Raw genomic sequence first — 26,349 nt, 5'->3', positions numbered from 1 at the left:
TGTCGGGATCAGGGCCGCTTGAACGCCTTGCGCGCCTTCTCCACCTTCGCCCGGATCGCGCACGTCTCCACGTGATCGTCCACCAGCCCCATCGCCTGCATGAAGGCGTACATCGTGGTGGGCCCGACGAATTTCCAACCCTGCTTCTTCAGTGCTTTCGACAGCGCCACCGACTCATCGGAAGTGGCAATGGCCTGGGTCGGCGCCGGGCGCTTGCGGTCGGCCTCGTAGCGCCACAGGTAGGCGGCCAGCGAGCCTTCGCGCTCCGCCAGTTCCACCGCATGGCGGGCGTTGTTGATCACCGCCTCGATCTTGCCGCGGTGGCGGATGATGCCTTCGTTCTTCAAGAGCCGCTGCACGTCGCGCTCGGTGAAGCGCGCCACGCGGTGGTAATCGAAACCGTGGAATACCGCGCGGAAATTCTCGCGCTTGGCCAGGATGGTGCGCCAGCTCAGCCCGGACTGGAAACCTTCGAGGCTGAGCTTCTCGAACAGGCGGAAATCGTCCGCGACAGGGAAACCCCATTCGGTGTCGTGGTAATGCATGAAGTCCGGCGCGGACGCGCTCCAGCGGCAGCGCGGCTTGCCGTCGGGGCCGGCGATGGTGTCGCTCATGGGCAGCGGTTTCCTGGGGAAGGCTGCCGGCGATCATGTCACTGCGGCCGTTGCCGGACCAGATATTGCTCGACCATCGGCTTGCCCCATTGCTCGCCGGGCGCTTCCGAGACGAGATGGAACCCGGCGCGCTCGTACAGGTGGCGCGCGGCATCGAGGCCCTTCACCGTCCACAGGTGGATTTCGCGGAAGCCTTGCTCGTCGCAATAGCGCAGCACGTCGTCCAGCATGCGCCGGCCCACGCCGCGGCCCTGCATGCGGCCGTCGACGATAAAGGTGCGCAGATGGGCGATGCCCGGGCCCATGCTTTCGCCGTCGATGGCGACCGAACCGACCAGGGTGTCGCCGAGCATGGCGCGCCAGATCTGGTTGCCGGGGCGGTCCAGGCGCGAGGTGAGGTCGGCCACCGCCGCCGCCACGCGGCTTTCGAACACCTGGCCGAAGCCGACCGCCGGCGCGTAATACGCCATATGCAGCGCGGCCACGCCGCCGATCACACCGGGCGCGTAGCCGGTCTCTATGCGGATGTCTTCCTGCACCGGCGCCACGCCGAGGCGATTCGCGCGCAGCGCTTGCGCATACGCGACGAGGCTGCCGCATACCGTTTCCAACCGGGCCGGTGCGAAGTGCGAGGCGGCGGCGGTCACCTGCTTGCGCGCGAAGGCGTCGACGGCGGCCAGCGTGCGCCGGCCCTTCTCGGTGAGTACCAGCGGCTTGATGCGCGCGTCGCCGGCGCTGTCGAGCACGGTGATCTCGCCGGCCTCGGTCAGCTTGGTAAGCAGGCGGCTGACGCTGGACTTGTCCAGGCCCAGCACCTCGACCAGGTCGGCCGCGGTCAGCGTGCCGCGCCGGCCGAGTTCGACGATGGCGTGCACGGCGGAAGGCGAGTAGGTGGTGCCGGCCAGGGTGGGGCGCAGGAAGCCCCATTCGCGCGCCATCTGGCGGGAGGCGGCGCGGATGTCGTCGATCAGGTCGTTCATGGTGGCCGGCCCCCTTGGCAGCTATTGGTTGCAATATACAACTTTATGGGGGGGTTGCCATGGATCGAAGGAAATCTGTCCAAATCATTGATAAAGCTGTTTCTATCCAGGGGAATTTGGCTGGGAGGCACCACCGTCCGGGGCTCTCGGATATTTTGCCCGGTATATATTGACCGAGCTAATTAACCCGGGTATATATGTCGCCCCAGCCCCCCAAGGATTAACCCCCTATGCCATCCCCGACTCACCAGCCGCCCCCGTCCGCGCGTGGCCGCAACATCCATTTATTCGACCGCCACTGGGCCTGGCTCGACGCGCAGCCGATCAGCGCCCAGGCCACCCTGCGCCGCCTGGTGGAGCGCGCCAGCCGCGACGCCGACGGCCACTACCGCAAGGCCGCGGCCAAGGAGGACTGCTACTTCTACATGCGCGACGCCGGCGGCGACCGCCCGCAGTTCGAAGAAGCCGCGCGTGCCCTGTTCGCCGACGACCGCCCGCGCCTGCGCCTGTGCATCGCTTCCTGGCCGGACGACGTGCGCGCACGCATCGAAGCCATGCTCGGAGCAGCGTGATGGACCGCGCCAGGCGCAAAGCCCTGCTGCAGGCCTACAAGCTGGCTTTCCCGCCGATGGGCATCTACGCCGTCCGCAACCTGCGCAGCGGCCGCCTGCTGATCGGGCAGAGCGCCAACACCACCGGCGCGCTCAACCGCCACCGCACCCAGCTGCGCCTGGGCATGCACCGTATCGCGCAGCTGCAGAGCGATTGGCGCGAGCTGGGCGAGGAGGCGTTTGCGTTCGAGGTGGTGCAGGCGCAGGAAGAGCGCGCCGAGCCCACGTTCGATTACGCGTCCGAGCGCGAGGCACTGCTCGATGCATGGCGCGAGCGCGTGCCGCCCGGATCGAAGGATTCCTACCTCTAGCGCAATGCGCCGCAAAAAAAATATGCGCGGAATTTATGCGCAGCCACCCGCGCTTGGTGGAGCCTTTATCCGCAGCGGCGCCAAGATGGCCTGGTTCCCCCAACGAGGTCCGTCGCTTATGAGCATCCTGATCGTCCAAGGCCCGCATGCGGAAGGACACGCCGTCGGCGGCGATTTCGTGGCCGCGCTGCAGCGCGCGGTGCAGGCGGCGGGACATACGCTGGCGGTATGCCAGTGCGGGGGCGTGAAGGACCTGGTCGGGCGCATCCGCGAGCTGCGCGCGGACGACACCGAATTCGTGGTGCTCGATCCCGGCGAGCTGGCCGAACAGGTGCGCGCGCAACCCGACGGCCTGGGCGAAGCGCTGGATGCCTTGCCTTCGCCGTATATCGAGATCCACGACGACAGCGGCGCGGCCATGGCGCCGCCCGGCCCCGCGCGGCATGCGCCGCTGGCCACCATCGTGATCAACGGCGATCTGTCGACCAGTTATCGCATCGCCATGGGCATCGCCCTGCGCCAGCTGGCGGCGTGAAGGCGGTGTGGAGTGTGATACGCGTCGCGGTTGTGTCATATCCGTGTGCGAGCCTGCGCCTCCCGCAAGCACCAGTACATAAGAAGAAGAGGATGGCGATGTCCATCGAACTGGACCAGGCCGACATCGACACGCTGCTGCATATCCATGCCGGCCGTCTGAAAGTGGTGGAAACGCGCCGCGCCGCGCGGTTGATGCTGATGGGCTATCTCGCCCCGCTCGAAGCCGGCTGTGCCGCGCTGGCGCCGGCGAAGATGGAGCGCAACGGCAAGACCGTGCCGCTGCGCATCACCTACCGCGGCAGCCGCCTGCTGGCGCTGCATCGCTGCGACGATGGCGGCGAGGACGGTCCCGCGCCGCGTCCCGTGCGCGCCGCCGGCTGAGCCGCGGCTTCAGTCCAGCGACACCACGCAGTCGATGCCTTCGCGCGCCATCTTGGCGTAGGGGCAGATGCGCTCGGTGTTGCGCACCAGTTCTTCGGCGGTGGCGCGCGCCACGCCGGGAAGCTCGATGCGCACCCGCGCGATCAGCATGAACAAGCCGTCCACCGGATCGCGGCCGAAGGTGACCGCGGCGGTGACCGCCGCATCCGGAATCGCCACGCCCGCACGCGCGGCCAGCAGGGCCAGCGCGCCGTGGAAGCAGGCGGCATAGCCCGCGGCGAACAGCTGCTCGGGATTGGTGCCTTCGCCCTGGCCGCCGAGTTCCGCCGGCATGCGCAGGCGCACATCCAGCTTGCCGTCGTCGGAACAGGCCACGCCGGATGCACGCGCATGCGCGGCCTCGCCGCCGGTGACGCGCACGGTACCGGTGTAGAGCGGATGGAAATCCGCGCCGCGGTACTTGTCGAGCAGTGCAGTGGAAGGGCGCTGTGGCTGGCTCACGTGGAACTCGCAGGCATCTGCGCTTATACCGACTGCGCGAACTCGGAACGGTCGAACCAGGTCTGGAAATTCACCGCGCCGATCCGTGCGCCCGAAGCCGGCAGCAGCGAGTCCTTCTGCAGGATGGCGCCGAAGTACGGCGCGCTGGCATCGGCCAGGACTTCGTGCGGATCGTGGGTAAGCGTGAGAAAACGCTCGACCAGGGCCGACAGGCCGAACGCATCCGGGCCGGCGATTTCCACCGTGCCGTTCACCGGCTTGCCCAGCGCGTAATCGGTGACGGCGTCGGCCACGTCGTCCGAGGCGATCGGCTGGATCAGCGCGGGCGACACATGCACCTGCCTGCCCTTGGCCGCGGCTTTGACGATGCCGCTGAGGAATTCGAAGAACTGGGTGGAGTGGACGATGGTGTAGGGGATGCCGCAGTCGCGGATGATCTGCTCCTGCACCAGCTTGGCGCGCATATAGCCGCTGTCCTTGAGGCGCTCGGTGCCGACCACGGAAAGCGCCACGTGGTGCCGCACGCCGGCCTTCTTCTCGGCGGCGGCGAGGTTGCCGCCCGCGGTGCGGAAGAAGTCCAGCACGGCCTGGTCCTCGAACGAGGGCGAGTTGGCCAGGTCGATCACGATATCGGCGCCGGCCAGCGCCGCGTCGAGGCCTTCGCCGGTCAGCGTGTTGATGCCCGAAGCCGGCGAGGCGGCAATGGCTTCATGCCCGCGCTGGCGCAGGCGCGCCACGACCTTGCTGCCGATCAGGCCGGTACCGCCGATGACCACGACTTTCATGGGGAATCTCCGCTGGGGGGCGCTGGATGCGCGTCGTGGTGATGCTAGGCAGCGGGGCAGGGAGGCGGTAGGCGCGGGGATGGGCGCATGGTGTTGCGTTGGGGGCATCAATCGACGCTGCGGCGCGCACTTTGCTCGTCATTCCGGCGCAGGCCGGAATCCAGTAGCGACGGGCTGTATGGAGTGACAGCGCCAAAGAGCAGCTTTTAAGTCCCGCCGCGAAAATCGCAGGTCTTCGCTACTGGATTCCGGCCTGCGCCGGAATGACGAGCTAAGCGGCAAGCCCATTCACATGCATCAACTCCAACCCCCGCACCGCCTCCGTCATGTAGTCGATAAACACCCGCACCCGCGTCGGCAGCTGCTGCCGGCTGAGATAGCACAGGTAATGCCCCCGGTCGTCCGGCGCGTATTGCGCAAGGCAGGCCACCAGCCGTCCCTCGCGCAGGTAGTCGCTCACCATGTAGCCCGGCAGCTGCGCCAGCCCTTCGCCGCGCAGCACGCTTTCCAGCACCAGGTCCAGATCGTTGAAGGACGAGCGCGACGGCGGCACCAGCCTGCGCTTCTGCCCCTCCACCTTGAATTCCCAGTCCGCGATCCGCCCCGCCACCGTGCGGTAGTGGATGCAGGCATGCGCGTCCAGCTCGCCCACATTTTGCGGCAGGCCATGCGCCTGTACGTACGACGGCGCCGCGCACACCAGCAGCTGCATCGGCACCAGCCGCTTGGCGATCACCTGGCTGTCTTCCAGTTGCCCGTCGCGGAAGGCCACGTCGACGCGGTCGGAGGTGAAGTCGGCCAGGCGGTCGTCCAGCACCAGGTCGATGGCGATCTCCGGATAGCGTGCGCGGAAATCCGCCAGCAGCGGCGCGATCACGCGGCGGCCGAAGCCCACCGTGGCGCTGATGCGCAGCTGCCCCTTCGGCGGGCCTTCGCGCAGCTCGCGCATTTCCTCCAGCGCCTGCACGATCCGCTGCACGCCGGGGTGGCAGTTGCGGAAGAACAGCTCGCCTTCGCGGGTCAGCGAGGTGTTGCGGGTGGTGCGCTGGAACAGCCGCGCATCGAGCTGCGCTTCCAGTTTCTGCACGCTGCGGCTGACCGCGGAGCGGCCCACGCCCAGGCGGTCGGCGGCGCGGGCGAAGCTGCCCTCGGCGGCGACGGCAATAAAGGCGACCACGCCGGCATAGCTGGCGGTAAAACTGGACGCCAGGGCGTCGGCCTCGTGCTGCGGTTTGTCCGGGAGGTTCAAGCTCATGCGCGGATAGCCTCGTCGATAGGGAGCCGGACGGATGCCGGCGCAGGCGCCGGCCGGTCCATGCCCCCTAGTCGTATGAGCCCGGGCGTTTGTGACGCGGGCGGCGAAAAAAATCCGTCTCGGCTAAATCCCGCCCAGGCGCTGCTCGATCCGCCGGTCCGGGATGAACCACATCGCCGCCACCACCGCGTACAGCACGCAGGAAGCCACCGGGCTGCGCAAGGCCAGCGAGGTGGCCGCCAGATGGATCGCGATCGAGAGCCGCGTCTTGCGGTCCGCGCCCAGCGCCTTGCGCAACTCCGAGTGCTCGCCGCCGTTGGCCGCGATCAGCCTGCGCTCCAGCAGGCCCCACGACAGCGCGGTCAGCAGCAGGGTGATGCCGTAGCACACCGTCGGCACCGCGGCCGGCGCGGGCTGCGCCTTGTTGAGCCAGGCGGTGGAGAACGGAAACAGCGACAGGCAGAACAGGAAGAACAGGTTCGCCCACAGCACGCTGCCGTCGACACGGCGGACCAGCTGGAACAGATGGTGATGGTTGGTCCAGTAGATGCCCACGTAGATGAAGCTGAGGATGTAGCTGAGGAAGACCGTGCCGTCCTCCAGCAGCGCTGTCCAGGTCGCGGCCGAAGGCACGTGCAGCTCCAGCACCATCACGGTGATCACCACCGCGATCACGCCATCGGTGAATGCTTCCAATCGCCCCTTTTCCATCGCACCGCTCCGCCGTTCCGCCAGGCCTGCATGGTGGGCCGGAACGCGGCGCCGCATTGGTGCGCTTCCGGCAACGCGCTATGTCCCTCGCCGCGGCTTTTGGCGCTGCGGGTGCGGGCCTAGCATCGAAAACCTGGCTGCGGCCATTCGATCGCCCATGGACATCGGCCATCGCCCGTTGAGGTAGCGCATGAACATCGTTGTGGTGGGTGGTAACGGACTGGTCGGCCGCAACGTCGTGCGCCGCCTGCGCGCCAAGGGGCACGAGGTGACGGCGGCATCGCGCGCCACCGGTGTCGACATCGTCAGCGGGAAAGGCCTGGCGCAGGCGCTGCAGGGCGCCGAAGTCGTGGTCGACGTGAGCAACTCGCCCGTGCTCGTCGGCGAGGCGCCGTGCGATTTCTTCAAGGCCGCCATCGCCAACCTGCTCGAGGCGGAAGCGGCGGCGGACGTGCAGCATCATGTCTCGCTGTCCGTGGTGGGCACCGAGCGGCTCGGCGACAGTCCTTACTTCCGCGGCAAGGCTTTCCAGGAGCAGCGCATCCGCGAGTCCGGCCTGCCGTTCACCGTGCTGCATGCCACGCAGTTCTTCGAATTCCTGCTGGATATCGTCGAGGTCAGCGTCTACGACCAGGCGCTGCGCCTGGCGCCGGCGTATATCCAGCCGGTGGCTTCCGCGGACGTCGCCGCCTGCCTGGCGGAACTGGCGGTGCGTCCGCCGCGCAACGGCGTGATCGAGATGGCGGGGCCGGAGCGCGAGCGGATGTCCGAGATCATCCAGCGCTTTCTCACCCAGATCGAAGCACCGTACGACGTGGTCGCCGACCCGCTGGCGCCCTATTTCGGCGCGCGGCTGGCCAGCGATTCCCTGCTTCCCGGCACCGATGCGCATCTGTGCGCGATGGACTTCGATGCCTGGATCGAGCAGTCCGAATACTGGGGCGCGAGCTGGTGATGCGCATTGATGCCATGCAGGCAACAGCGTGAGCCGCCGCGCGCGCCTACCGGCCGCTCGTCGCCTGTTCCAGTCTTCCGCCGGCCACGCAATGCCTTCCACCACCACCCACGAGGAAAGACCATGAGCCAGCGCCTCAACTACCAGCAGCAGTCGCCCGAGCTGTTCAAGAAGTTCGCCGATTTCAGCCTTGCCCTGAATCATGCCTCGATCGAGGCGGCGATCCACGACCTGGTCAATATCCGCGCCTCGCAGCTCAACGGCTGCACCTTCTGCCTGGACATGCACGTGAAGGAGGCGACCTTGCACGGCGAGCGCGCGCTGCGCCTGTATCACGTGGCGGCCTGGCGCGAATCCACGCTGTTCTCGCCGCGCGAGCGCGCCGCGCTGGCCTGGACCGAGGCGTTGACCGAGCTGCCGCGCGAGGGTGTGGCGGACGAGCTCTACGAGCGCGTGCGCACCCAGCTTTCGGAGAAAGAGATCACCGACCTGACTTACCTGGTGATGGCGATCAATGCGTGGAACCGCATCAACGTGGCGTTCCGTCCGCAGCCGGGCGCGTTCGACAAGGCCTATGGCCTGGACAAGGCCGGGCTGGCCTGATCACTGACGAGGAGAACAGCATGAGCGTTTCCAGAATCCTTGCGGCCCTGCTGCTGTCGGCCGCCGGTGCGGCCGGCGCGCAGGAAACCGGTCCGCATGCCAGCGTGGCCACCTTGATGACCAAGGCGTTGAGCGACTACCCCGGCAAGGAGGCCACCATGATTACCGTGGACTATCCGCCGGGCTCGGTGGATCCGGTGCATCGCCACGATGCGCATGCCTTCGTGTATGTGCTGGAAGGGTCGATCGTGATGGGCGTGAAGGGCGGCAAGCCGGTGACGCTGAAGGCGGGGGATACCTTCTATGAGGGGCCCAACGATGTGCACACCATCGGCCGCAATGCCAGCCAGACGCAGCCGGCGAAGTTCGTGGTGCTGTTGTTGAAAGAGCAGGGGAAGCCGCTGCTGACGCCGGTGCATTGAGGCTGCTATTGAACCCTTCTCCCCGTCGGGGAGCACGCGGGGAGCGCACATGGATGTGCGCGGCTTTGAGGAGCGAGGAAGGTGGCGGCAGCCGGATGAGGGGCCACTCTTGCCACGGTCGTTCTACGCAGCGAAGAAAAGCTCTTCGGCTTTTCTCGACCCTCGGCTCATCGCTCCGCCCGGCCCCTCACCCCAACCCTCTCCCCGGAGGGGAGAGGGGGCAGGTGGCGGTTTAAAGTGGGGTCCACAGTTCCAGGCCAAGCTTTTGCGCCACGCCAACCAGCTTCTCCGGATTGCGCTGCACGAACATATCGGTGACCCGCTCGCCATCCGTCTCGACCATCATCACCGACTCCAGCTTCCCGCCGATCGAGCGCAGGATCGCCAGCCGTCCGTTGACCTCCACCACGTCGATACCCAGCTCGCCCTTGAAACGCAGCTTGCCGGCATACAGCAGCTGCGCGATCCGCTTGCCGCCAGGCATCGGCCGGGGCAGCGAAGTGGTCCTGCCGCCGCCGTCGCCGATCAGCTCCGCGTCGTCGGCCAGCAAGGCCGTGAGCAGCTTGAATTCGCCCTCGGCCATGGCCTGCGCGAACCGCCGCACGATGCGCAGGTGCGATTCCGCGGACACCGCATAGCGCGGCCGCCCATCCTGCAGCTGCGTCTTCGCGCGGTGCACGATCTGGCGCACGCCGGCCTCGTTCTTGTCGATGATCCCGGCGATCTCGGGATAGCCCACGTCGAACACTTCGCGCAGCAGGAAGGCCGCGCGGGCCTCCGGCGACAGGCGTTCGAGCAGCAGGAGCAGGGCGACCGACACCTCGCTGGAGCGCTCCTGCAGCTGTTCCGGCGTGTCCGCGGCGTCGGTCAGCATCGGCTCGGGCAGCCACATGCCGACGTAGTGCTCGCGCCGTGCCTTCAGCGCGCGCAGGCGGTCGATGGCGGTGCGGGCGGTGGCGGTGACCAGCCAGGCTTCGAGGTTCCCGATGCGCGATTGCTCGGCGGCATGCCAGCGCAGCCACACGTCCTGCACCACGTCCTCGGCATCGGCCACGCTGCCGAGCATGCCGTAGGCGATGCCTTGCAGGCGCGGGCGCAGGCCGTGGAAGACGGCGTTGAGGTCATTGGTGGCCATGCGCTGTGCTTACCCCTTGCGTGGGAGCGATCCCTCGCCCGTGACGATCGTTTGCGCCACCTTGCATTGTGGCGCAGATGCACGGCGCCGGTTGGTGTCCGCGCGGAAACACGGTGGCGTCCCGCGCGGGCCTACAGCGGCGCGGCGGCGGTGGACATGCTGGCCGCCCTCGTTCATTCCTGCCGGGAGCAAGCCATGACCGTATCCTTCGCCAAAGACATCGCCCCGCTGTTCACCGACGGCGACGCGCGCTGCATGGGCGGCATGGGCGTCCATCTGCGCGAGTACGACTACATGGCCAACCCAACTGGCGACGCCGTGTTCGCCGACTACGCCAACGCGCGCCACGTGCTGGCGCGCCTGGACGGCAGCGAGAAGCCGCGCATGCCGCCGGGCGGCCCCGGCTGGAACCAGGACCAGCTCGCGCTGTTCGCCGCGTGGATGAAGGACTGGCAGCCCTGAGCCGAATTGACAGGTCCGTGGCCGCGCCGCAATGTTCCCGCACTTTCGCGGCGCGGCAACCCGGCGCCGCGGCAAGACCGGCCATTCAAGCAAAGGATTCGATGTGTCTTCTGTCATGACGCAAGCGGTGACCGCCCCGCTGACCCAGGCGGCGATCTTCCTGGTGGTGACGCTCAAGCCCGACCCGCGCGGCGACGCGGCCGTGCGTGGATTGTGCGCCGATCTGTCCGCGCTGGTGCGCTCGATCGGCTTCCGCGATCCGGAGCGCCGCCTCTCCTGCGTCACCGGATTCGGCTCCGCCGCGTGGGACCGCCTGTTCGGCCAGCCCCGGCCGGCCGAGCTGCATCCGTTCCGCGAGATCCGGGGCGCGCACCATGCGCCGTCCACGCCCGGCGACCTGCTGTTTCATATCCGTGCCACCCGGATGGACATGTGTTTCGAACTGGCGACGGTGATCATGTCGCGCCTGAGCGAATTCGCCGCGGTGGAAGACGAGGTGCACGGCTTCAAGTATTTCGACGCGCGCGACCTGCTGGGCTTCGTCGACGGCAGCGAGAACCCGGTGAACCAGGAGGCGTTCGACGCCACCATCATCGGCGACGAGGACGCGGGCTTCGCCGGCGGCAGCTACGTGATCGTGCAGAAGTACCTGCACGACCTGAAGGCCTGGGATGCGATCCCGGTCGAGCAGCAGGAAAAGATCATCGGCCGCAGGAAGGCCTCGAACATCGAGCTGGACGATGAAACCAAGCCCAGCTACGCGCACAACGCGCTCACCGTGATCGAGGAGAACGGCGAGGAGCTGGACATAGTGCGCGACAACATGCCGTTCGGCGAGGTGGGCAAGGGCGAGTTCGGCACCTATTTCTGCGGCTATGCGCGCTCGCCGTCGCGGATCGAGCGGATGCTGGTGAACATGTTCGTGGGGCGGCCGGCGGGGAATTACGACCGCCTGCTGGATGTGAGCAGGGCGGTGACGGGGTCGCTGTATTTCGTGCCGACGGCAAGTTTTCTGGACGGGCTCGAATAAGCCGCGATAGAGCCCCTCTCCCCCTGGGAGAGGGGTTGGGGTGAGGGTACGGGCGGAGCGGCAGAGTGATGTGCACCGCTCCGCCCGAACCCTCATCCGCCTGCCGGCACCTTCTCCCGGAGGGAGAAGGATTCCAATCCTGGGAGGCTTTTGGTGGATGAAGGCCACAGCAGTGTGCCGGTGGTCCATGCCACCTTGCTGGAGCGCACATGCTCCGCCGCACGCTCCAGCGCAGCCACCACGATCTCCAACGGACAAAGCTTCTCCGCTTCACACCCATGCGGCACCAATGCCAACGTTGCGGGTGGCATCTTCTCATCTAGCACCTGCAAACCACGCAACTCATCCAGGCTCTGCGCCTGATACAGCAAGCGCGCGTAACGTTTGCCACTGTTGTCCTTCCATACCTCGATCCCAAACGCCCCGCCGATCGGCGGATCGTCCTTCGCATACCCGCCAAGCTGGAAATGCACGCCCAGCACGGCCGCCAGCGCGACGATATTGTTGTCGCTGCCGACCAGCACGCTGAGCCGCGGCCCATGCGGGTTGCGCAACAGTTCGAGCAGGCGCCCGCTCATCGACGAAGCCACACGCTGCGCCACATAGCTGGGCCGCGCATGGATCTCGAACAGCAGCGCATGCAACTGCGACAGCTGTTGCAGCCGCTGCGCGTCGGTGCGGCCCCAGCCCACTTCCGGCAAGGGCCGGCCTTCCGCATACGCCATCAGGATCGCTTCGGCCGTGCCCGAGGTGGTGGCGATCGGGCCGGTCAGCCGCATGTGTCCCGTTTCCGGCGCGAGCGCCAGGCTGCCGTGCCATGCGCCCGGCGAACACCACGCCGGGTCGTGCGCGCCACCGCAACCCATTACCTGCGCCATCGCCGCCAGCGCATCGGCATGCGGCGCGGTCAGGGCGTCCGGGCCGCCGGTGGCGCTCTGGATCGAAGCCACCGCATCCGCTTCGTTCCAGTCGGTGGTGTTCGCCTCGATCGGATGGAACAGCGGATCTTCGCTGCCCTGCGGCTGGTGGCCCACCGGGATATGGCAACCGGGCGCGAAGCCTTCGGCCAGCGCCGCCGCGCTGTCGATGGTGCGCTGGTCGGTATTGGCCCAGAACCACAACTGCTCCGCGGCCGGGCAACCGTGTGGCTTGAACAGCCCCAGCGCGGCGAGGCGCTGGCGGTCGTAGGCGCCCATCAGCTTCACCCCGGCAATGCCATGCGGTGTGAGCTGGCTCGGCGCCTGCTTCCACTGCGGCCATGGCTTGCCGCCGGCTTCGTCGAGCTGGATCTCGCCCGGCAACGGCGTGCGCACGCCGTGGCGGTACAGCAGCACCACGCGTTCCAGCTGCATGCTGTCCGTGGCGGCGGAAGCGTGGGAGGACATCAGCGCCAGGCCCAGGCCCAGCAGCAGCCACGCCGCCACATGGGGCAGCCGGCGGTGGATCGCGATTTGCATCGTCATGGCATCGATACGGCGTTCAGGGCTTGAGGTCCGCGTCGCTGCAGCGCGCCTCGGGGAACTGCGGATTGCAGCGTGCGCGCAGGTGCCTGGCGAAGCCGACGACGTAGCCATTGGCAGCCGCTTCGCCGTCCGGGTAATCGGTGCTCAGCAGTTGCGCGCCGCTGGCCAGCATGGCGTCGCGGCGCCTGGTGTCGTTGCGCTGCGCTTCCTGCAGGTCGGCATCGGTGCGGGTGCGCACCAGATAGCCCTGCTTGACCAGCTGCGCGATTTCTTCGGCGCTGCCGTCATTGAGTTCGGTAAAGGCGGCATCGTCGTCGCCGGGCCTGGCATTGGTGAACAGCACGCGGCCGCGCAGCGAGGCATGGCCTTGCAGATACGCCGGGCCGACGTGGCGCTGGTCGAGCAGGAACACGATCTTGCCGCGCGCGCTGTCCAGCGTGGGCCAGCCCTGGGCGCGGATGGCGGCGTTGAGGGTGGCGAAGTGGCCGCGCACGTCGTCGGGCGCGATGTATTCCTGGCGCGCGAACACCGCGCGGATTTCCGCATCCAGTGCATCCAGCGCCGTGGTGTCGAACGGCTCGGGCTGCACGGTGGGGAAGGGCAGCTTGAGCGGCGCCTCCTCGGTCTCCAGCAGCACGAACAGCGGCAGGTGCCGCGGATGCGCCTGCGACCAGGCGCGCACTTCGCGCAGGCAGGCGACCAGGGGCTGGCAGGTGGCGCGCTGGTCCAGGTCCTGGATATGCATGACCTTGAAGCCGGGGCGGCGCATCGCCTCCGCATCGGCGAACGGCGGGTCCGCCGGCAGTCCCGCCTTCGCCACCTGCTCGGCAATGGCCGGATGCGCATAGCGGCCGCCCTTGGCGTCGGCGTAGATGTCCAGCTCGATCTGGCGCACGCCGTCGTCCAGCTGCTTCGCCAGCGGTGGATGCGCGTAGTCGATCCTGGCGAACAGCGCCGGATCCGTGCGCTTCCATATCGCCGCTTCGCCCGGTGCGAGGCCGGCGTGGTAGCTGTTGTGGCTGCCGATGTACTGCAGCTGGTTCATGCGCAGCGGCGCGGACTCGGCGGCGAGCGAGGGCAGCACCGCGGCCAGGGCCAGCAGCGCCGCGCAGGCATGCGTGGCGATGGCCAGCACGTCGAGGCCACGCCAGGCGCGGGCAGGGGAATGGCGCAGCTCGGGTGCGGGACGCGTTGCGGACATGGCGGTGCTCATGGATGGAAGGACGCGGCCGCGCCGGGGAGCGCAGCTTGACGCCAGGGTGGATTGGATCGATCCAAGCCTGGGATTTTAGAAACAGGCGTTTTGCAATCAGGTGACGGCCGTGTGAAGTCTTTTGCTTGCGTTTGGACGTCCGAACGACGCGGCTGTCGTCCTGGCAAGGCCGTCGATCAAAGTCATGACCGGTGTGTGCCGATGGTCACGCAAGCCAGGCAGCACAAAAGCAACGGCAACTTTCGCGTGACTGACAAGCCGTGCGTGAACGCGGCGGCGCGCCTGGCTGCGGTGCCTATCACGCTTTTCCCGGAATGCGTTTCTTACCATCGCCGGCGCAGGGGGGAGCCATCTGGAGGTCGTCATGTTCCCCGGAATTACCGGTCGCGTCGCCGTGTCCGTCCTGCTTGCCTGTCTCACCTGGAATGCGTGTGCCGCGGCCGATGCGCCGACGCCGGGCACCGATTTCCTGGTGCGCGCCGATCCGCCGGTGCCGCGTCCGTCCAGCCGTCCCTGCAGCGTGGAACTGGTGCGCATGACCACCAACGGCGTGGGCAGGGGCAACTTCGACTATTCGTCGCAGTCCTGCGGCAAGGGGCCGTGGGCGAAGGTGGTGCTGGAGATGGATTTCGTGCTCACCGACGACCAGGAGGAGCAGGGCCTGGCCTTGCCGCTGAACCTGTGGCTGAGCGGCGTGAACCTGTATTCCGGCAACGTCGCGCTGGCCGGCAACCACGTGCAGATGCAGCCTTGCTTCGAACTCTATTGCGGACATACGGAGCGCGACGTCACCGACTATCTACCCGTACTGGCCTACCGCGACGGGGCGCCGGCCCTGGAGGGCAATTGGATGATCGGCACAGGGCAGGAGGCCTATGTGCCCGCCCCGTACTTCGCCGGCATCGCCACCTTGAAGTTCTATCCGGCCACCGTCGCCGAGCCGGCACCCGCCGTGCCCGATGCGGTGTTCCCGCTCGGGGCCGGCAACTACAGGGACGGCAACTATTACGCGACCGGCGCCCTGGCCGACCTGCGCGGAACGTCGGACCGCCTTGCCGCCAGCTTCAATGTGTTTCGCCAGCAGACGCTGCCGCGCAATATCGAGCGCGCCTATCTCGACGTGATCGTGCGGCCGTCCACCTATCACTACGTGCCGGCCACGGGCTCGACGCAAGGCCACGTGGTACCCCACGACGCCTGGTACAGCTGCCTGCCGGCGCCGCTGGCCGTGGTGTTCCCGCGCCTGCTGCTGGATGCGCAGCACAGCTTCGCCGCGCATTGCATCGGCGGCGCTTTCCGCGAGGCGGAGGTGAGCATCGACCAGCAGCCGGCCGGCGTGGTGCCGCTGTATCCGGCTTATCCCAGCCTGGACGAGGGCGACGCGGCCTTGTGGCGGCCGGCGTCGCAGCCGCAGGAGCTGTTGAACGTGCCCCATCGCATCGACTTGAGCCCGTTCGCCGCGCTGCTCAGCAATGGCGCGCCGCATACCGTCTCGGTCCGCATCGCCAGCAACAGCGTGCCTGGCCTGACCAATAATCCGCTGGCTGGCGCATGGGCTTCGGCGACCCTGCTGGTCTACCAGGACCGCCGCGTGACCCAGGTGACCGGCATGCTGACCCGCAACGACCTGGCCGGACAGCCGGCGGTGCCGAAACTGCGCAGCACGGTGGTGCGCGACCGGCAGGGCAATCTCAGCGGCAGCGTCGCCACCACGCTGAGCCGGCATTTCGTGATCGACGGCTATGTGAACGGGTCCAAGGGGCGCATCCGCCACCGGGTGGAGCGCTGGGTCGGCTTCGACAACACCCAGGAGTTCAGCGTACCTGCCGAGCCGGTGGCGCCATTGCAGCGCAAGGTGCTGCAGAAGAGCATCACCCTGCACAGCACCGAGACCGGCAAGACGCGCACCTATTTGAATGGCGTGCTGGCGGACGAGCACATCACCAACTACGGCTATCCGATGTCCAGCTTCTACTATCTGTGGCACGACCCCACGGTGGAACGCGAGATCAGGCGCTACCGCCAGGACGTCGGCCTGCAGCTGGTGCGCCGCGCCAACGGCAATACGGTCTACAGCGCGGTGACGCAGAACCTCACCGGCGCGGAACTGGACGTCACCACCGGCCTGTTCCCGTACCGCGTGTTCACCAAGGTCAACGACCAGGGCGGCTGGCAGACCTATCGCTTCAACGACTCGGCCGGCAGCTGCTACGACGCGATGCTGACCACGCGCGACGGCAAGCTGGCGACGTGGGAGACCGGCGCGAATTGCACGGACGGCCAGAACCGCCTGTCGTGGCAGAGCCGGCCGGATGGTTCGCCGGCGCCGCTGGGGTGGCTGCCTTATCCCTGATCGAGCCACCCGTAAGGGCAGGTTGGGGTTCCCCCAACCTGCGGCGTTCAGTCGAGCGGCCGCACCCAGATATTGCGGAAGCTGATCGGCGCCGACGGATCGCCATGCGCCTGCAGCTTGATCGGTGCGTCGGTGTACGGCTTGTACACCGGCTTGCCGATGTACAGCGTCTCGCCGGTGAGCTTGGTGTGGTTCTGCACGATCACGCCGTTGTGGAACACCGTCACGTAGGCGGGCGATTGCACGCTGCCGTCGGCGGCGAACACGGGCGCGGTCCACACGATGTCGTAGGCCTGCCACTCGCCCGGCGGGCGCATGGCATTGGCCAGCGGCGGCGCCTGCTTGTAGACCGCGGCCGCCTGGCCGTTGACGTAGGTCTTGTTGCGGTACGAATCGAGAATCTGGACTTCGTAGCCTTCGTCGCCGGGCCCGGTCGAAGCCGTGAACACACCGCTGTTGCCGCGCGCCTGGCCTTCGCCGCTGATGTTCTTCGGCACCTGCCATTCCAGATGCAGCTGGTAGTTCTTGAAGCGGCGCTTGGTCTGGATATTGCCCGTGGTCTTGTCCACCGTGGCCACGCCATCGTGGACTTTCCAGTGCGCGGGCGAGTGGTCTTTCGAGGCTTCCCACTGCTCGAGGTTATGGCCGTCGAACAGCACGATGGCGTCGGAGGGCGGCGCAGCATCGCGCTGGCCCGGCGTCACCACCGGCGGCACCGGTTCCCATTGCTCGGTGGCCTTGGGATCGCCGGCCGGTGGCGTGGTCTGCGCCGATGCCACACCGGCGGCGAGTGCGAAGGGGAGGAGGGCGAGAGCGAGGCGCGGCGTCATAAGCAGGTCCCGTAGGCGATCAGACGGTGCAGATCTTGTAGGCGTCGGCGAAGGCAGCGAACGGATCGGGGCCGGCCGGCATGAACTCGTGCGCGATATAGCCCTGGTAGTCGAGATCGGCGATCGCCTTGGCCACGGCGTGGTAGTTCAGCTCCTGCGTGCCGTCGATCTCGTGGCGTCCCGGCACGCCGCCGGTGTGGAAATGGCCGATCCACTGGATGTTGTCGCGGATGGTGCGGATCACATCGCCTTCCATGATCTGCATATGGTAGATGTCGTACAGCAGCTTCACGTTGGGCGAGCCGATGCCTTTCATCACCTCGACGCCGAAGCGCGTGCTGTCGCCCTGGTAGCCGTGGTGATCGACCTTGCTGTTGAGCAGTTCCACGCACAGGGTGACGCCGTGCTCGGCCGCCAGCGGTGCGATCCTGGACAGGCCGGCGATGCAGTTGTCGCGCGCCTGGTTTTCGTCGATGCCGGGCACGCGGTTGCCGAACATGGTGATCACGTTGCCGATGCCGGCCTTCTGCGCAAGCGGAATGGTGGTCTCCAGCTCCTTCAGCAAGGTGGCGTGATTGGCCGGGTCGTTGAAACCCATGCTGATGAAGTTGTCGCGTTTGGCCGGATAGCCCATCGTCACCTTCAGGCCGCTGTCGTTGACCACGGCCCATTCGTCCGCATACAGCAGGTCCACGCCGGCAAAGCCCAGGCTCTTGAGGCGCTTGCACAGTTCCGGCAGCGGCGCCTTGGACGTCCAGCGGCTCAGCGATTGCTTGAGGCGGCCGGGGCCGCTCTTCTGCGGCGCGGCGGATGCGCTCTCGGCGGGAGCCAGCGCCGCGGTGGCGCCGAAGGCCGCGGCGGCGGCGAGCTGGCCGAGCATGGCGCGGCGGGTAATGCCTGGCGAGTGGCTCATTCGAGTCCCAGCAATTGGCGGTTGAAGTGGCGGTCGGCGCCGGTCGCGGCGAAATCGTCGAATGCGCGCCCGGTGACCTTGATGATGTGCTCGCGGATGAAGACCGCGCCTTCCTGCGCGCCCTGCTGGGCGTCCTTGATGCAGCACTCCCATTCCAGCACGGCCCAGCCGGGATAGCCGTACTGCGCCATCTTGCTGAACACCGCGGTGAAATCGATCTGCCCGTCGCCCAGCGAGCGGAAACGGCCGGGGCGGTCGATCCAGCTCTGGTAGCCGCCGTAGACGCCGGCACGGCCGTTCGGGCGGAACTCCGCATCCTTCACGTGGAAGGCGCGGATGCGCTGGTGGTAGAAGTCGATGAACTGCAGATAGTCCAGCTGCTGCAGCACCATGTGGCTGGGGTCGTACAGGATGTTGGCGCGCGGATGGTTGTCCACCGCTTCGAGGAAACGCTCGAAGGTGACGCCGTCGTGCAGGTCTTCGCCGGGGTGCAGTTCGTAGCAGACGTCGACGCCCGCTTCGTCGAAGGCATCCAGGATGGGACGCCAGCGCCGGCCCAGTTCCGCGAACGCTTCTTCCACCAGGCCGGCGGGACGCTGCGGCCACGGATAGAACAGATGCCAGGCCAGCGCGCCGGAGAAAGTCGCATGCGCGCTCAGGCCAAGGTTGCGGCTGGCCTTGGCGGCCAGCTTCAGCTGCTCGACCGCCCAGGCCTGGCGTTCCTTGGTCTTGCCGCGCAATTCCGGCGGCGCGAAGCCGTCGAACTGGCGGTCGTAAGCAGGATGCGAAGCGACCAGCTGGCCTTGCAGATGGGTGGACAGCTCGGTCACCGCAAGCCCGTGCTCGGCCAGCATGCCGGCCACGTCGTCGCAGTAAGTCTTGCTCGACGCGGCCTGTTCCAGGTCGAACAGGCGCTTGTCGTTGGAAGGAATCTGCACGCCGACGAAGCCGAGCGACGCGGCCCAGCGCGCGATCGTCGGCAGCGAGTTGAACGGCTCGGCATCGCCCGCGTACTGCGCGAGAAAAATGCCGGGGCCTTTGAGAGTCTTCATGCGTCAGATCCTCAGCACGGTCTCGACCGCCCAGGCGCGGCCATTGCCCGCTTCGGACAGCGGGATATCGCCGTGGTAGGCGCCGGGCACCGGCACGTACTGCATCACTTGCGTGCAGCCGGGCTGGGAGATGAAGAAGCCCGACGTCGCCAGCCGCTTGGTCATCAGCACGAATGCCGCCGCGGATTCCGGATCGAGGTCCTTGCCCTTGATCAGCGCCTGCTCGTGCAGCTTGGTCACCAGCGCCAGGCGCTGCTTGGCGTCGAGCTGGGCGAATGGCTTGCCGCTTTGCTTCTCGAACGCCGCCATGGCGGTGAGGTAGCGCTTCTGCTCCTCCGGCGTATAGACGTCCTTGAACATCTGGTCGATGAAGCGCGGCACCCCGGCATCCACGGCGCCGGGCGTGTCGGTGCGCGGCACGATGATGTCCACCACGGCGGTCACCGTGTCGTGCTGCGGCGGGGTGAAGAACTGCGGCGCCGGACCGCCTTTCTGCGCGGCGGCATGCGCGTCGAACACGGCCAGCAGCGAGGGCGCGGCGGCCACGCCGACGGCCAGCGTGGTCATGCTTTTCAACCATTCGCGACGATTCATGGGGCTCTCCTTAGATATTGCCGCGCTTGAGTTCTTCCACCGCATGGCTGGCCGCGCGCGCGGTCATCGCCATGTAGGTGAGGGAGGGGTTCTGGCAGCCGGAGGAGGCCATGAACGAACCGTCGGTGACGTAGACGTTCTTGCAGGCGTGCATCTGGTTCCAGCCGTTGAGCACCGAGGTCTTCGGGTCGCGGCCCATGCGCGCCGTGCCCATCTCGTGGATGCCGGCGCCGACGTTCGCCTGGACCTTGAACGAACGCACGTCGCGGTAGCCGGCGGCGCTCATCATTTCCAGCGCGTCGTCGACGATCGCCTTGCCGAGCGCCAGCTCGTTCTCCTCGTGCGCCGCGTCGAAGTTGAGTACGGGCAGGCCGTACTTGTCCTTGCGGTTGCGGTCCAGCGTCACCTTGTTGCGATGCGAGGGCAGCATCTCGCCGAAGCCCATCATCGAGATGCTCCACGGGCCGGGCGTCTGCGCGGCGCGCTTGAGATCGCCGCCGATCAGCGGGGTGTTGACCAGGCGCGTCCAGTCCTGGCGGCTGGCGCCGCCCTGGTAGCCGTAGCCGCGCAGGAAGCTGCTCTTGTCGCTGCCGACGTTGCGGTAGCGCGGGATATAGAAGCCGTTGGGGCGGCGGCCGGAGTAGTAGCGGTCGTCGTAGCCGTCGACCATGGCGCGAGCGCCGCTGCCGAACAGGTGGTCCATGATGTTGTGGCCCAGCTCGCCGCTGTCGTTGCCGAAGCCGTTGGGGAAGCGGCTGGAGGTGGAGTTGAGCAGGATGTGCGTGGTGCCGAAGGTCGAGGCGCACATGAAGATGACCTTGGCGAAGTACTCGGTCTGGTGGCCGGTCTCGGCATCCAGCACGCGCACGCCGGTGGCCTTGCCCTTGTCGTTGTCGTAGATCAGCTCGTAGACGATGGCGTTGGTGACCATGGTCATGTTGCCGGTCTTCTCCGCCGCGGGCAGGGTGGAGGAGTTGCTGCTGAAGTAGGCGCCGAACGGGCAGCCGCGCATGCACAGGTTGCGGTATTGGCAGGGGGCGCGCTGCGGGCTCTTGTCGTGCTTCAGCGGCGCGGAAAGATTGGCGGTGCGGCCGATGATCAGCTTGCGGCCGCCGAACTTGCCGGCGATCTTGTCGCGGAAGTCCTTCTCCACGCAGGTCAGTTCCATCGGCGGCAGGAAGTCGCCGTCCGGCAGCTGCGGCAGGTGCTCGATCGAGCCGCTGACGCCGATGAAGTGCTCGACGTAGTCGTACCACGGCGCGATGTCGTCATAGCGGATCGGCCAGTCCACGCCCACGCCTTCCTTGCCGTTCGCCTCCAGGTCCATGGGGCTGAGGCGGTAGCTCTGGCGTCCCCACATCAGCGAGCGGCCGCCGACGTGATAGCCGCGGAACCAGTCGAACGGACGGGTTTCCTCGTAGGGGTTGTCGATGTCGTCGACGAACCAATGCTTGGTCGACTGCGTGATGCCGTAAAAGGAAGGTCGCGTGTGGATCGGGTGGCGCTCGATATCGTGCCGCGTCGGCTCGTCGCCGTAGGGCAGTTCCCACGGCGCTTTCATCGCGGTGGGGTAGTCGCCGTGCTTGACCATGGGGCCGCGGTCCAGCACCAGGGTCTTGAGGCCTTTCTCGGTCAGTTCTTTCGCGGCCCAGCCGCCGCTGACGCCGGTGCCGACGACGATGGCGTCGTATACGTGCTTGTTGTCCATGTGTTTCCCTATGGAGCAGAAGGTGGGGACGTGAGGTTCAGCGCAGCGGCTTGAGGTAGGCGTAGTCGATACGCGCGGCCTCAAGGTCGCTCATGCGGCTGAATGGCCCTTCCTGTTCGACGAAGCAGTGCTTGAGGCCCGAACGGTCCGCGGCGGCCATGATCGGCTTGTAGTCGAGCGTGCCGCGGCCCAGTTCCGCGCCGGGGAAATCCTTGCCGCCCGCGCCGGGCAGGAAATCCTTGGCGTGCATCAGCGCGATGCGGCCGGGGTTGGCCTTGAAGTAGTCGGCGGGATTCTTGCCGCCCACGTGCACCCAGCCGCAGTCCAGTTCGAAATGCACCAGCTGGTGGTCGGTTTCCTTCAGCAGCACGTCGTAGAAGGTCTGGCCGCCGCCGACGTCGGTGAACTCGCGGTGGTGGTTGTGATACGCGTATTGAAGACCGGCTTTCTTCGCTTTCTCGCCCAGGCGGTTGGCGTATTCGGCGGTGCGCTTGGCCTCGTCCAGCGAATACGTGGGCTCGGGCGCATGGGCGCCGGCTTCCTTCTGCATGATCGACGGCAGCATGCTGCTGACGATGAACTTCGCGCCCAGGGTGTGCGCGGCTTCGATGCCCGGATCGAAACCGAGGCTGTCGAAGTGCATGCTGGGACAGCCGAGGCCAGCCTCTTTCAACTGGTCGCGCAAGGTGGCGGCGGTGGTGGTGACGATCGCCTCGATCTCGCTGTAGCCGATGCTCTTGAGCGTCTTGAGCGTGCCGAGCGGATCGGCCTGGTACGACTTCAGCACCATGTACAGCTGGATGCCGAGCGCCTTGCCCTGCGCGCCGGCGGCGAGCAGACGGCCGGAAGGGCTGGCGGCAAGCCATGCCGCGGCGCCGAACATGGCGGATCGAGCGAGGAACTGCCTGCGATTCATCATCATATGGATTCTCTCGGGGCGGCCGGTGGGTAGCTGGGGAGATGGGGCGTCAGTGCGTGACCGCAGCGGGCTGGCCGACAGCGCTCCTGCGGTCCTTGAAGGCGAGTACGAACAGCACCAGCACGGCGAAGGCGCAGCCGCCGGCGATCAGCCAGATCGAGCGCCAGTCGTGCGCGCCTGGCGTGGCATAGGCATCGACCACCACGCCCGACAGCCACGAGCCGACGAACATGCCCAGGCCATAGGTAAGGAAGGTGATCAGGCCCTGCGTCGCCGCGCGCAAGGCGGTGGGCGCTTCGCGGTCGATATAGATCTGGCCGACCACGAAGAAGAAATCGAAGCAGATGCCGTGCAGCACGATGCCCAGCCACAGCATCCACATCAGCTCGCCCGGCGCGCCGAAAGCGAACATCGCATAGCGCAGCACCCAGGCCAGCATGCCCACCGCCAGCATGTACTTCACGCCCAGGCGGCGGAAGAACCAGGGGATCAGCAGCATGCACAGGATCTCGGACATCTGTCCGCCGGTCATCTTGCCGGCCGCGTTGACCACGCCCACTTCGTTGAGGAACAGATTGGTGAACGCGTAGTAGAACTGCAGCGGGATGCAGATCAGGAAGGACGCCAGCGCGAACACCGCCATCGAGCGGTCGCGCAGCAGGTGCAGCGATTCCAGCGGCAAGGCGTGGCGGATTTCGAAGCGCTGGTTGCGCGCCAGCGGCGGCGTGGGCGGCAGGGTGAGGCAGTACAGCGCCGTCACCACCGACAGTACCGCGGCCAGGTGCAGCGGCGAGGCGGTGGCTTCGACGCCCCAGGCGCCGACGGCCAGGCCGACCAGGATCCAGCCGATGGTGCCGAGCACGCGGATGCCGCCGAATTCTTCCTGCGGGTCGCTGATGTGGCGCATCGCCAGCGAAGTGGTCAGCGCCAGCGTCGGCATGTAGCACAGGCTGTAGGCGAGCAGGGTGCCGTAGAGCAGCGCGAACGAGGTCTGCTTCGCGGCGAACACCAGCAGCACGGCGCCGAGCAGATGCAAGGCTGCGAGCACGCGGCGCGTGTCGAACAGGCGGTCGGCGAGCAGGCCGACGAACAGCGGCGAGATCATCGCGCCGATCGCGGTGGTGCCGGCCACCGCGCCGATCTCCTTGCCGCTGAAGTGCAGGGTCTGGCCCAGCCAGGTGCCGACGGTGACATACCAGGCGCCCCAGATCGCGTACTCGAACAGCATCATCAACCTAAGGCGCCACTTCATCATCCCCGTGCTCCCCTTTTGCGTGGTGTTGCGGTCAGGTCTTCGACGTCTTGCCACACGCCGCCCGCGGCGTGGCTTTTCAGCATGGCGTCGACCAGCAGGCTGTTGCGGTAGCCGTCCGCGAAGGTGGGCAGGGCGGACGGCTTCTTCGCCGGCGCGCCGCCCTGGCGGATCCAGGCATAGGCATCGGCGATCAGGTTGCGGAACGCATCGGGCCAGGCTTCCGGATGGCCGGCAGGCAGGTGCGCATACGGACGCGCGGCCGCATCGAGCAGGGCGGGATCGCGCGTCAGCACGGTGTTCGGCTGGTTGTGATGGCCGATCCACAAATCGTTCGGCTGCTCCTGCCGCCAGGCCAGCGACGCCTCGCGGCCGCTCACCTCCAGGCGCAGGTCGTTCTTGTGGCCGGGCAGCACCTGCCCGATGGTGACGCAGCCGCGCGCGCCGTTGTCGAAGCGCAGCAGCACGCTGGCGAGATCTTCGCTGGCGATCTTGATCTTCTTGCGCGGGGCGGATTTCGCCGCCTTGGCGAAAGCCTTGGGCGAGGCGGCCGGCACCTCGCGCACTGGCACCGCGGTATGCAGGTCGGCCAGCACGGTGACGATGCGCGCGCCGGTGACATGCTCGGCCAGGTCGCACCAATGCGAGCCGATATCGCCCAGCGCGGAGCTGGCGCCGCCGCGCTTGGGATCGAGCCGCCACGAATAGGCGCGCTCGTCGGTGAGCCAGTCCTGCAGATAGCAGCCGTGCACGAACACCTGCGCACCGAGCTTGCCCTTGGCGATCATCGCGCGCGCCTGCTGGATCAGCGGGTAGCCGCGGTAATTGAAGGTGACCACGTGGGCCACGCCGGCCTTGCGCGCGGCTTCGTGCAGCTCGCGGCTTTCTTCCAGGCTGCTGGCCAGCGGCTTGTCGGAGATCACGTGCTTGCCGGCCTGCAGTGCCGCCAGCGAGATCTCGCGATGCAGATGATTGGGCGTGGTGTTGTGCACCACCTGCACGGCCGGATCGGCCAGCAGTTCGCGGTAGTCGGCATAGGCACGGTCGACGCCCAGTTCGCGGGCACGCTTCTGCGTCGATTCGGGACTGGAGCCGGCGATGCCGACGACGTCGACGTCGCCCAGGCGGCGCACCGCATCCAGGTGATGGGCGGCGATAAAGCCGGGGCCGACCAGGCCCATGCCGAGACGCTTCATCGGCACATCCTGTCGTCGCTGGTCGCTGTGGACTGGCTAGGCATGTTCCCCCTCCGAGGTATCGCTACCATCGAAAATGTATTCGATTACATCCGCATGCGGACTGGACTTCCAAGGCACAACCGGGAAAAGTGCGATGCAAGCCACGCAAGTGGGAAGCGGCAAGACCGCGAAAAAACTGCGCTGGTATGTAACAGACTTGGAAATGCCGATGCAACGATTTCATGTAATCCATTACATTGCGGCGCAGCATGAGTGGCGGCCCGAGCCTTGGCAGGGCGCTTGCGGGCTTGCGCGGGGGTGCTATCGTCCCGCACCAATCGGCGGCATGGGAGTCCGGCATTCGTGAGCGGCAAGGGATCGAAGGGCGGACGCAAAGACGGCAAGGGCGCGGCAGCCGAGGCGCCGCCGGCCCGCGTCAGTACGGTCAAGGAGATCGCCGCCATCGCCAAAGTGTCGGTGGCCACCGTGTCGCGCGCATTGCAGCGGCCGGAGGTGGTCAGCGAGACCACGCGCCAGCGCATCCACGAAGTGGTCAAGCGCCTCGGCTACACGCCGAACGCCCTGGCGCGCAACCTGCGCACCGCGCGCGCGCGGCTGATCGTGGCGCTGCTGCCGGACATCGCCAACCCTTTTTTCTCCGAAGTGATCCGCGGCATCGAACAGGTGGCGCACGAGAACGGCTATTCGGTTTTGCTTGGCGAAACCCAGGGCAGCCTGGTGCGCGAGCAGGCCTATGCCGACATGGTCGCGGCGCGCCGCGCCGACGGCATCATCACCATGTCGCCGCGCGTGCCGGCGATTCCGATCCAGGGCCGCCAGCCGGTGGTCAATGCCTGCGAGTACGTCAAGGACGGACAGATTTCCAGCGTTTACATCGACAACGTCGCGGCGGCGGGCGTGGCGGTGGATTACCTGGCCATGCTGGGACACCGCGAGATCGCCTTCGTCGCGGGCCCGCCGTCCAGCCCCATCTGCGTGGACCGCGAGCAGGGTTACCGGCTGGCCTTGCAGCGCGCGAAGCTGCCGGTGCATCCGGGTTTGATCGTGACCGGCGATTTCTCGATCGAGGCCGGCGAGCGCGCGGTCGAGCAGTTGCTGGCACAGGGGCAATCGTTCACCGCGCTGTTCTGCTCCAACGACGAAATGGCCATCGGCGCCATGCGCGCGCTCAGCTCGCATGGACTGAGCGTGCCGGACGACGTGTCGGTGGTTGGCTTCGACGACATCCGCTTCGCCCGCTACACCTCGCCGCCGCTCACCACGGTGGCGCAGCCGAAGAACGCGCTGGGGCGCGAGGCGATGAGCATGATGCTGGAACTGCTCAACGACGCCGAGGTGCCGCCGCGCAAGCGCGTGCTGTCGGCGGACCTGGTGGTGCGCGGTTCGACGGCGCCGCGGCGACCGGCGTAGGTTGGGGTGAGCCGCAGGCGAACCCCAACAATACGGAATGCTTGAAGGTTGCGATGTTGGGGTTACTGGCTGCATCAGCAGCCAGCCCTTCGGGCCATCCGCTACGCGGATGTTCGCTACGGCATCCTGCCTTCGCAGTCGCCTGCGGCT

28 protein-coding genes are annotated in these 26,349 nt (G+C 67.2%); 11 read left to right on the top strand and 17 right to left on the bottom strand.

Translation table 11 applies throughout. The features are described from left to right. Window positions 1–8: 8 nt before the first annotated feature. Together ISN75_RS13220 and ISN75_RS13215 are read right to left on the bottom strand one after the other, a co-directional pair. Window positions 9–614 (bottom strand): DNA-3-methyladenine glycosylase I, encoded by a 606-nt coding sequence (locus tag ISN75_RS13220; protein ID WP_168647191.1) that lies wholly within the window; start codon window positions 612–614, stop codon window positions 9–11. Window positions 615–652: 38 nt separating this feature from the next. After that, on the bottom strand, window positions 653–1,594 hold the full coding sequence (locus ISN75_RS13215) for a bifunctional helix-turn-helix transcriptional regulator/GNAT family N-acetyltransferase (RefSeq protein WP_168647192.1): 942 nt from the start codon (window positions 1,592–1,594) through the stop codon (window positions 653–655). A 230-nt stretch (window positions 1,595–1,824) separates the two neighbouring features. On the opposite strand from ISN75_RS13215, the gene ISN75_RS13210 reads away from it, so the two are divergent. From ISN75_RS13210 to ISN75_RS13195, 4 genes are all read left to right on the top strand, one after another. Further along, window positions 1,825–2,166 (top strand): DUF2239 family protein, encoded by a 342-nt coding sequence (locus ISN75_RS13210; protein WP_168647193.1) that lies wholly within the window; start codon window positions 1,825–1,827, stop codon window positions 2,164–2,166. Next, window positions 2,166–2,516, top strand: coding sequence for a GIY-YIG nuclease family protein (locus ISN75_RS13205; protein WP_168647194.1), 351 nt, complete (start codon window positions 2,166–2,168; stop codon window positions 2,514–2,516). Before ISN75_RS13210 ends, ISN75_RS13205 begins: the two co-directional genes overlap by 1 nt. 118 nt (window positions 2,517–2,634) lie before the next feature. After that, the gene (locus ISN75_RS13200; protein ID WP_168647195.1) at window positions 2,635–3,051 is read left to right on the top strand and encodes a hypothetical protein; all 417 of its coding nucleotides are present in this window, start codon (window positions 2,635–2,637) and stop codon (window positions 3,049–3,051) included. Window positions 3,052–3,149: 98 nt separating this feature from the next. Next, window positions 3,150–3,434, top strand: a complete 285-nt coding sequence (locus ISN75_RS13195; RefSeq protein ID WP_168647196.1) for a hypothetical protein — start codon at window positions 3,150–3,152, stop codon at window positions 3,432–3,434. Between the two features lie 9 nt (window positions 3,435–3,443). Here the strand turns inward: ISN75_RS13195 and ISN75_RS13190 are convergent, their stop codons facing one another. The 4 genes from ISN75_RS13190 to ISN75_RS13175 all read right to left on the bottom strand — a co-directional run bounded on the left by ISN75_RS13190 (window position 3,444) and on the right by ISN75_RS13175 (window position 6,671). Next, window positions 3,444–3,935: an Ohr family peroxiredoxin gene (locus ISN75_RS13190; RefSeq protein ID WP_168647197.1), complete on the bottom strand. Its 492-nt coding sequence runs from the start codon at window positions 3,933–3,935 to the stop codon at window positions 3,444–3,446. Window positions 3,936–3,958: 23 nt separating this feature from the next. Beyond that, a complete protein-coding gene (locus tag ISN75_RS13185; protein WP_168647198.1) occupies window positions 3,959–4,720 on the bottom strand; it encodes an SDR family oxidoreductase in 762 nt (253 codons plus the stop codon). Between the two features lie 271 nt (window positions 4,721–4,991). Next, window positions 4,992–5,975, bottom strand: coding sequence for a LysR family transcriptional regulator (locus tag ISN75_RS13180; protein ID WP_168647199.1), 984 nt, complete (start codon window positions 5,973–5,975; stop codon window positions 4,992–4,994). Window positions 5,976–6,098: 123 nt separating this feature from the next. Next, window positions 6,099–6,671 (bottom strand): TMEM175 family protein, encoded by a 573-nt coding sequence (locus ISN75_RS13175; RefSeq protein WP_246866613.1) that lies wholly within the window; start codon window positions 6,669–6,671, stop codon window positions 6,099–6,101. A 205-nt stretch (window positions 6,672–6,876) separates the two neighbouring features. Between ISN75_RS13175 and ISN75_RS13170 the strand changes: the two genes are divergently transcribed. The 3 genes from ISN75_RS13170 to ISN75_RS13160 all read left to right on the top strand — a co-directional run bounded on the left by ISN75_RS13170 (window position 6,877) and on the right by ISN75_RS13160 (window position 8,666). Next, the gene (locus ISN75_RS13170) at window positions 6,877–7,641 is read left to right on the top strand and encodes an SDR family oxidoreductase (RefSeq protein ID WP_168647201.1); all 765 of its coding nucleotides are present in this window, start codon (window positions 6,877–6,879) and stop codon (window positions 7,639–7,641) included. Between the two features lie 123 nt (window positions 7,642–7,764). Then, a complete protein-coding gene (locus ISN75_RS13165) occupies window positions 7,765–8,244 on the top strand; it encodes a carboxymuconolactone decarboxylase family protein (RefSeq protein ID WP_168647202.1) in 480 nt (159 codons plus the stop codon). A 20-nt stretch (window positions 8,245–8,264) separates the two neighbouring features. Then, complete coding sequence (locus ISN75_RS13160) at window positions 8,265–8,666, top strand: cupin domain-containing protein (RefSeq protein ID WP_167256851.1); 402 nt, start codon at window positions 8,265–8,267, stop codon at window positions 8,664–8,666. 232 nt (window positions 8,667–8,898) lie between these two features. Here ISN75_RS13160 and ISN75_RS13155 read toward each other — a convergent pair whose 3' ends face one another. Further along, window positions 8,899–9,801, bottom strand: a complete 903-nt coding sequence (locus tag ISN75_RS13155) for an RNA polymerase sigma-70 factor (RefSeq protein WP_168647203.1) — start codon at window positions 9,799–9,801, stop codon at window positions 8,899–8,901. A gap of 195 nt (window positions 9,802–9,996) precedes the next feature. Between ISN75_RS13155 and ISN75_RS13150 the strand changes: the two genes are divergently transcribed. Both ISN75_RS13150 and ISN75_RS13145 read left to right on the top strand, forming a co-directional pair. Beyond that, a complete protein-coding gene (locus ISN75_RS13150) occupies window positions 9,997–10,263 on the top strand; it encodes a hypothetical protein (RefSeq protein WP_168647204.1) in 267 nt (88 codons plus the stop codon). A gap of 103 nt (window positions 10,264–10,366) precedes the next feature. Continuing rightward, window positions 10,367–11,293, top strand: a complete 927-nt coding sequence (locus ISN75_RS13145) for a Dyp-type peroxidase (protein ID WP_168647205.1) — start codon at window positions 10,367–10,369, stop codon at window positions 11,291–11,293. A gap of 92 nt (window positions 11,294–11,385) precedes the next feature. On the opposite strand, the gene ISN75_RS13140 is transcribed toward ISN75_RS13145, so the two are convergent. After that, entirely contained in the window at window positions 11,386–12,756 is a 1,371-nt protein-coding gene (locus ISN75_RS13140; protein ID WP_343820061.1) for a histidine-type phosphatase, read from the bottom strand. Window positions 12,757–12,772: 16 nt separating this feature from the next. After that, complete coding sequence (locus ISN75_RS13135; RefSeq protein WP_423385173.1) at window positions 12,773–13,801, bottom strand: phosphatidylinositol-specific phospholipase C1-like protein; 1,029 nt, start codon at window positions 13,799–13,801, stop codon at window positions 12,773–12,775. 532 nt (window positions 13,802–14,333) lie between these two features. Between ISN75_RS13135 and ISN75_RS13130 the strand changes: the two genes are divergently transcribed. After that, on the top strand, window positions 14,334–16,322 hold the full coding sequence (locus ISN75_RS13130; protein WP_343820059.1) for a peptide-N4-asparagine amidase: 1,989 nt from the start codon (window positions 14,334–14,336) through the stop codon (window positions 16,320–16,322). Between the two features lie 47 nt (window positions 16,323–16,369). Here ISN75_RS13130 and ISN75_RS13125 read toward each other — a convergent pair whose 3' ends face one another. From ISN75_RS13125 to ISN75_RS13090, 8 genes are read right to left on the bottom strand one after another with little or no spacing between them, the layout of a single operon-like run. Beyond that, entirely contained in the window at window positions 16,370–17,152 is a 783-nt protein-coding gene (locus ISN75_RS13125; protein ID WP_343820057.1) for a DUF1080 domain-containing protein, read from the bottom strand. Window positions 17,153–17,171: 19 nt separating this feature from the next. Next, complete coding sequence (locus ISN75_RS13120) at window positions 17,172–18,065, bottom strand: hydroxypyruvate isomerase family protein (protein WP_343820056.1); 894 nt, start codon at window positions 18,063–18,065, stop codon at window positions 17,172–17,174. Beyond that, entirely contained in the window at window positions 18,062–19,117 is a 1,056-nt protein-coding gene (locus ISN75_RS13115) for a sugar phosphate isomerase/epimerase (protein WP_343820054.1), read from the bottom strand. Before ISN75_RS13115 ends, ISN75_RS13120 begins: the two co-directional genes overlap by 4 nt. 3 nt (window positions 19,118–19,120) lie before the next feature. Then, window positions 19,121–19,711, bottom strand: coding sequence for a gluconate 2-dehydrogenase subunit 3 family protein (locus ISN75_RS13110; protein ID WP_167256861.1), 591 nt, complete (start codon window positions 19,709–19,711; stop codon window positions 19,121–19,123). A 10-nt stretch (window positions 19,712–19,721) separates the two neighbouring features. Further along, complete coding sequence (locus ISN75_RS13105; protein ID WP_167256862.1) at window positions 19,722–21,419, bottom strand: GMC oxidoreductase; 1,698 nt, start codon at window positions 21,417–21,419, stop codon at window positions 19,722–19,724. 37 nt (window positions 21,420–21,456) lie between these two features. Further along, complete coding sequence (locus tag ISN75_RS13100) at window positions 21,457–22,341, bottom strand: sugar phosphate isomerase/epimerase family protein (protein ID WP_243868137.1); 885 nt, start codon at window positions 22,339–22,341, stop codon at window positions 21,457–21,459. A gap of 46 nt (window positions 22,342–22,387) precedes the next feature. Beyond that, window positions 22,388–23,590 carry a nucleoside permease gene (locus ISN75_RS13095; RefSeq protein WP_167256997.1) on the bottom strand — a complete coding sequence of 401 codons (1,203 nt, stop codon included), beginning with the start codon at window positions 23,588–23,590 and terminating at the stop codon, window positions 22,388–22,390. Next, window positions 23,590–24,786, bottom strand: coding sequence for a Gfo/Idh/MocA family oxidoreductase (locus tag ISN75_RS13090; protein ID WP_343820051.1), 1,197 nt, complete (start codon window positions 24,784–24,786; stop codon window positions 23,590–23,592). The genes ISN75_RS13095 and ISN75_RS13090 overlap by 1 nt, the downstream gene beginning before the upstream one ends. A 345-nt stretch (window positions 24,787–25,131) precedes the next feature. On the opposite strand from ISN75_RS13090, the gene ISN75_RS13085 reads away from it, so the two are divergent. Beyond that, complete coding sequence (locus tag ISN75_RS13085; protein ID WP_343820049.1) at window positions 25,132–26,199, top strand: LacI family DNA-binding transcriptional regulator; 1,068 nt, start codon at window positions 25,132–25,134, stop codon at window positions 26,197–26,199. Window positions 26,200–26,349: the final 150 nt, after the last annotated feature.

This window comes from Dyella marensis (assembly GCF_049532885.1).
Classification (GTDB): Bacteria; Pseudomonadota; Gammaproteobacteria; order Xanthomonadales; family Rhodanobacteraceae; genus Dyella_D; species Dyella_D marensis.
Note: the sequence above shows the minus strand (reverse complement) of the source record. Positions and strands in the feature narration are given on the sequence as shown.

What these genes read in the sequence shown, in the direction of transcription:
- ISN75_RS13125 (WP_343820057.1), bottom strand. Translation starts at nt 17,152, where the DNA reads ATGACGCCGCGCCTCGCTCTCGCCCTCCTCCCCTTCGCACTCGCCGCC.
- ISN75_RS13090 (WP_343820051.1), bottom strand. Translation starts at nt 24,786, where the DNA reads ATGAAGCGTCTCGGCATGGGCCTGGTCGGCCCCGGCTTTATCGCCGCC.
- ISN75_RS13130 (WP_343820059.1), top strand. Translation starts at nt 14,334, where the DNA reads ATGTTCCCCGGAATTACCGGTCGCGTCGCCGTGTCCGTCCTGCTTGCC.
- ISN75_RS13185 (WP_168647198.1), bottom strand. Translation starts at nt 4,720, where the DNA reads ATGAAAGTCGTGGTCATCGGCGGTACCGGCCTGATCGGCAGCAAGGTC.
- ISN75_RS13195 (WP_168647196.1), top strand. Translation starts at nt 3,150, where the DNA reads ATGTCCATCGAACTGGACCAGGCCGACATCGACACGCTGCTGCATATC.
- ISN75_RS13120 (WP_343820056.1), bottom strand. Translation starts at nt 18,065, where the DNA reads ATGAGCCACTCGCCAGGCATTACCCGCCGCGCCATGCTCGGCCAGCTC.
- ISN75_RS13110 (WP_167256861.1), bottom strand. Translation starts at nt 19,711, where the DNA reads ATGAATCGTCGCGAATGGTTGAAAAGCATGACCACGCTGGCCGTCGGC.
- ISN75_RS13215 (WP_168647192.1), bottom strand. Translation starts at nt 1,594, where the DNA reads ATGAACGACCTGATCGACGACATCCGCGCCGCCTCCCGCCAGATGGCG.
- ISN75_RS13115 (WP_343820054.1), bottom strand. Translation starts at nt 19,117, where the DNA reads ATGAAGACTCTCAAAGGCCCCGGCATTTTTCTCGCGCAGTACGCGGGC.
- ISN75_RS13150 (WP_168647204.1), top strand. Translation starts at nt 9,997, where the DNA reads ATGACCGTATCCTTCGCCAAAGACATCGCCCCGCTGTTCACCGACGGC.
- ISN75_RS13135 (WP_423385173.1), bottom strand. Translation starts at nt 13,801, where the DNA reads ATGAACCAGCTGCAGTACATCGGCAGCCACAACAGCTACCACGCCGGC.
- ISN75_RS13160 (WP_167256851.1), top strand. Translation starts at nt 8,265, where the DNA reads ATGAGCGTTTCCAGAATCCTTGCGGCCCTGCTGCTGTCGGCCGCCGGT.
- ISN75_RS13180 (WP_168647199.1), bottom strand. Translation starts at nt 5,975, where the DNA reads ATGAGCTTGAACCTCCCGGACAAACCGCAGCACGAGGCCGACGCCCTG.
- ISN75_RS13205 (WP_168647194.1), top strand. Translation starts at nt 2,166, where the DNA reads ATGGACCGCGCCAGGCGCAAAGCCCTGCTGCAGGCCTACAAGCTGGCT.
- ISN75_RS13220 (WP_168647191.1), bottom strand. Translation starts at nt 614, where the DNA reads ATGAGCGACACCATCGCCGGCCCCGACGGCAAGCCGCGCTGCCGCTGG.
- ISN75_RS13165 (WP_168647202.1), top strand. Translation starts at nt 7,765, where the DNA reads ATGAGCCAGCGCCTCAACTACCAGCAGCAGTCGCCCGAGCTGTTCAAG.
- ISN75_RS13210 (WP_168647193.1), top strand. Translation starts at nt 1,825, where the DNA reads ATGCCATCCCCGACTCACCAGCCGCCCCCGTCCGCGCGTGGCCGCAAC.
- ISN75_RS13200 (WP_168647195.1), top strand. Translation starts at nt 2,635, where the DNA reads ATGAGCATCCTGATCGTCCAAGGCCCGCATGCGGAAGGACACGCCGTC.
- ISN75_RS13105 (WP_167256862.1), bottom strand. Translation starts at nt 21,419, where the DNA reads ATGGACAACAAGCACGTATACGACGCCATCGTCGTCGGCACCGGCGTC.
- ISN75_RS13155 (WP_168647203.1), bottom strand. Translation starts at nt 9,801, where the DNA reads ATGGCCACCAATGACCTCAACGCCGTCTTCCACGGCCTGCGCCCGCGC.
- ISN75_RS13140 (WP_343820061.1), bottom strand. Translation starts at nt 12,756, where the DNA reads ATGACGATGCAAATCGCGATCCACCGCCGGCTGCCCCATGTGGCGGCG.
- ISN75_RS13095 (WP_167256997.1), bottom strand. Translation starts at nt 23,590, where the DNA reads ATGAAGTGGCGCCTTAGGTTGATGATGCTGTTCGAGTACGCGATCTGG.
- ISN75_RS13170 (WP_168647201.1), top strand. Translation starts at nt 6,877, where the DNA reads ATGAACATCGTTGTGGTGGGTGGTAACGGACTGGTCGGCCGCAACGTC.
- ISN75_RS13100 (WP_243868137.1), bottom strand. Translation starts at nt 22,341, where the DNA reads ATGATGATGAATCGCAGGCAGTTCCTCGCTCGATCCGCCATGTTCGGC.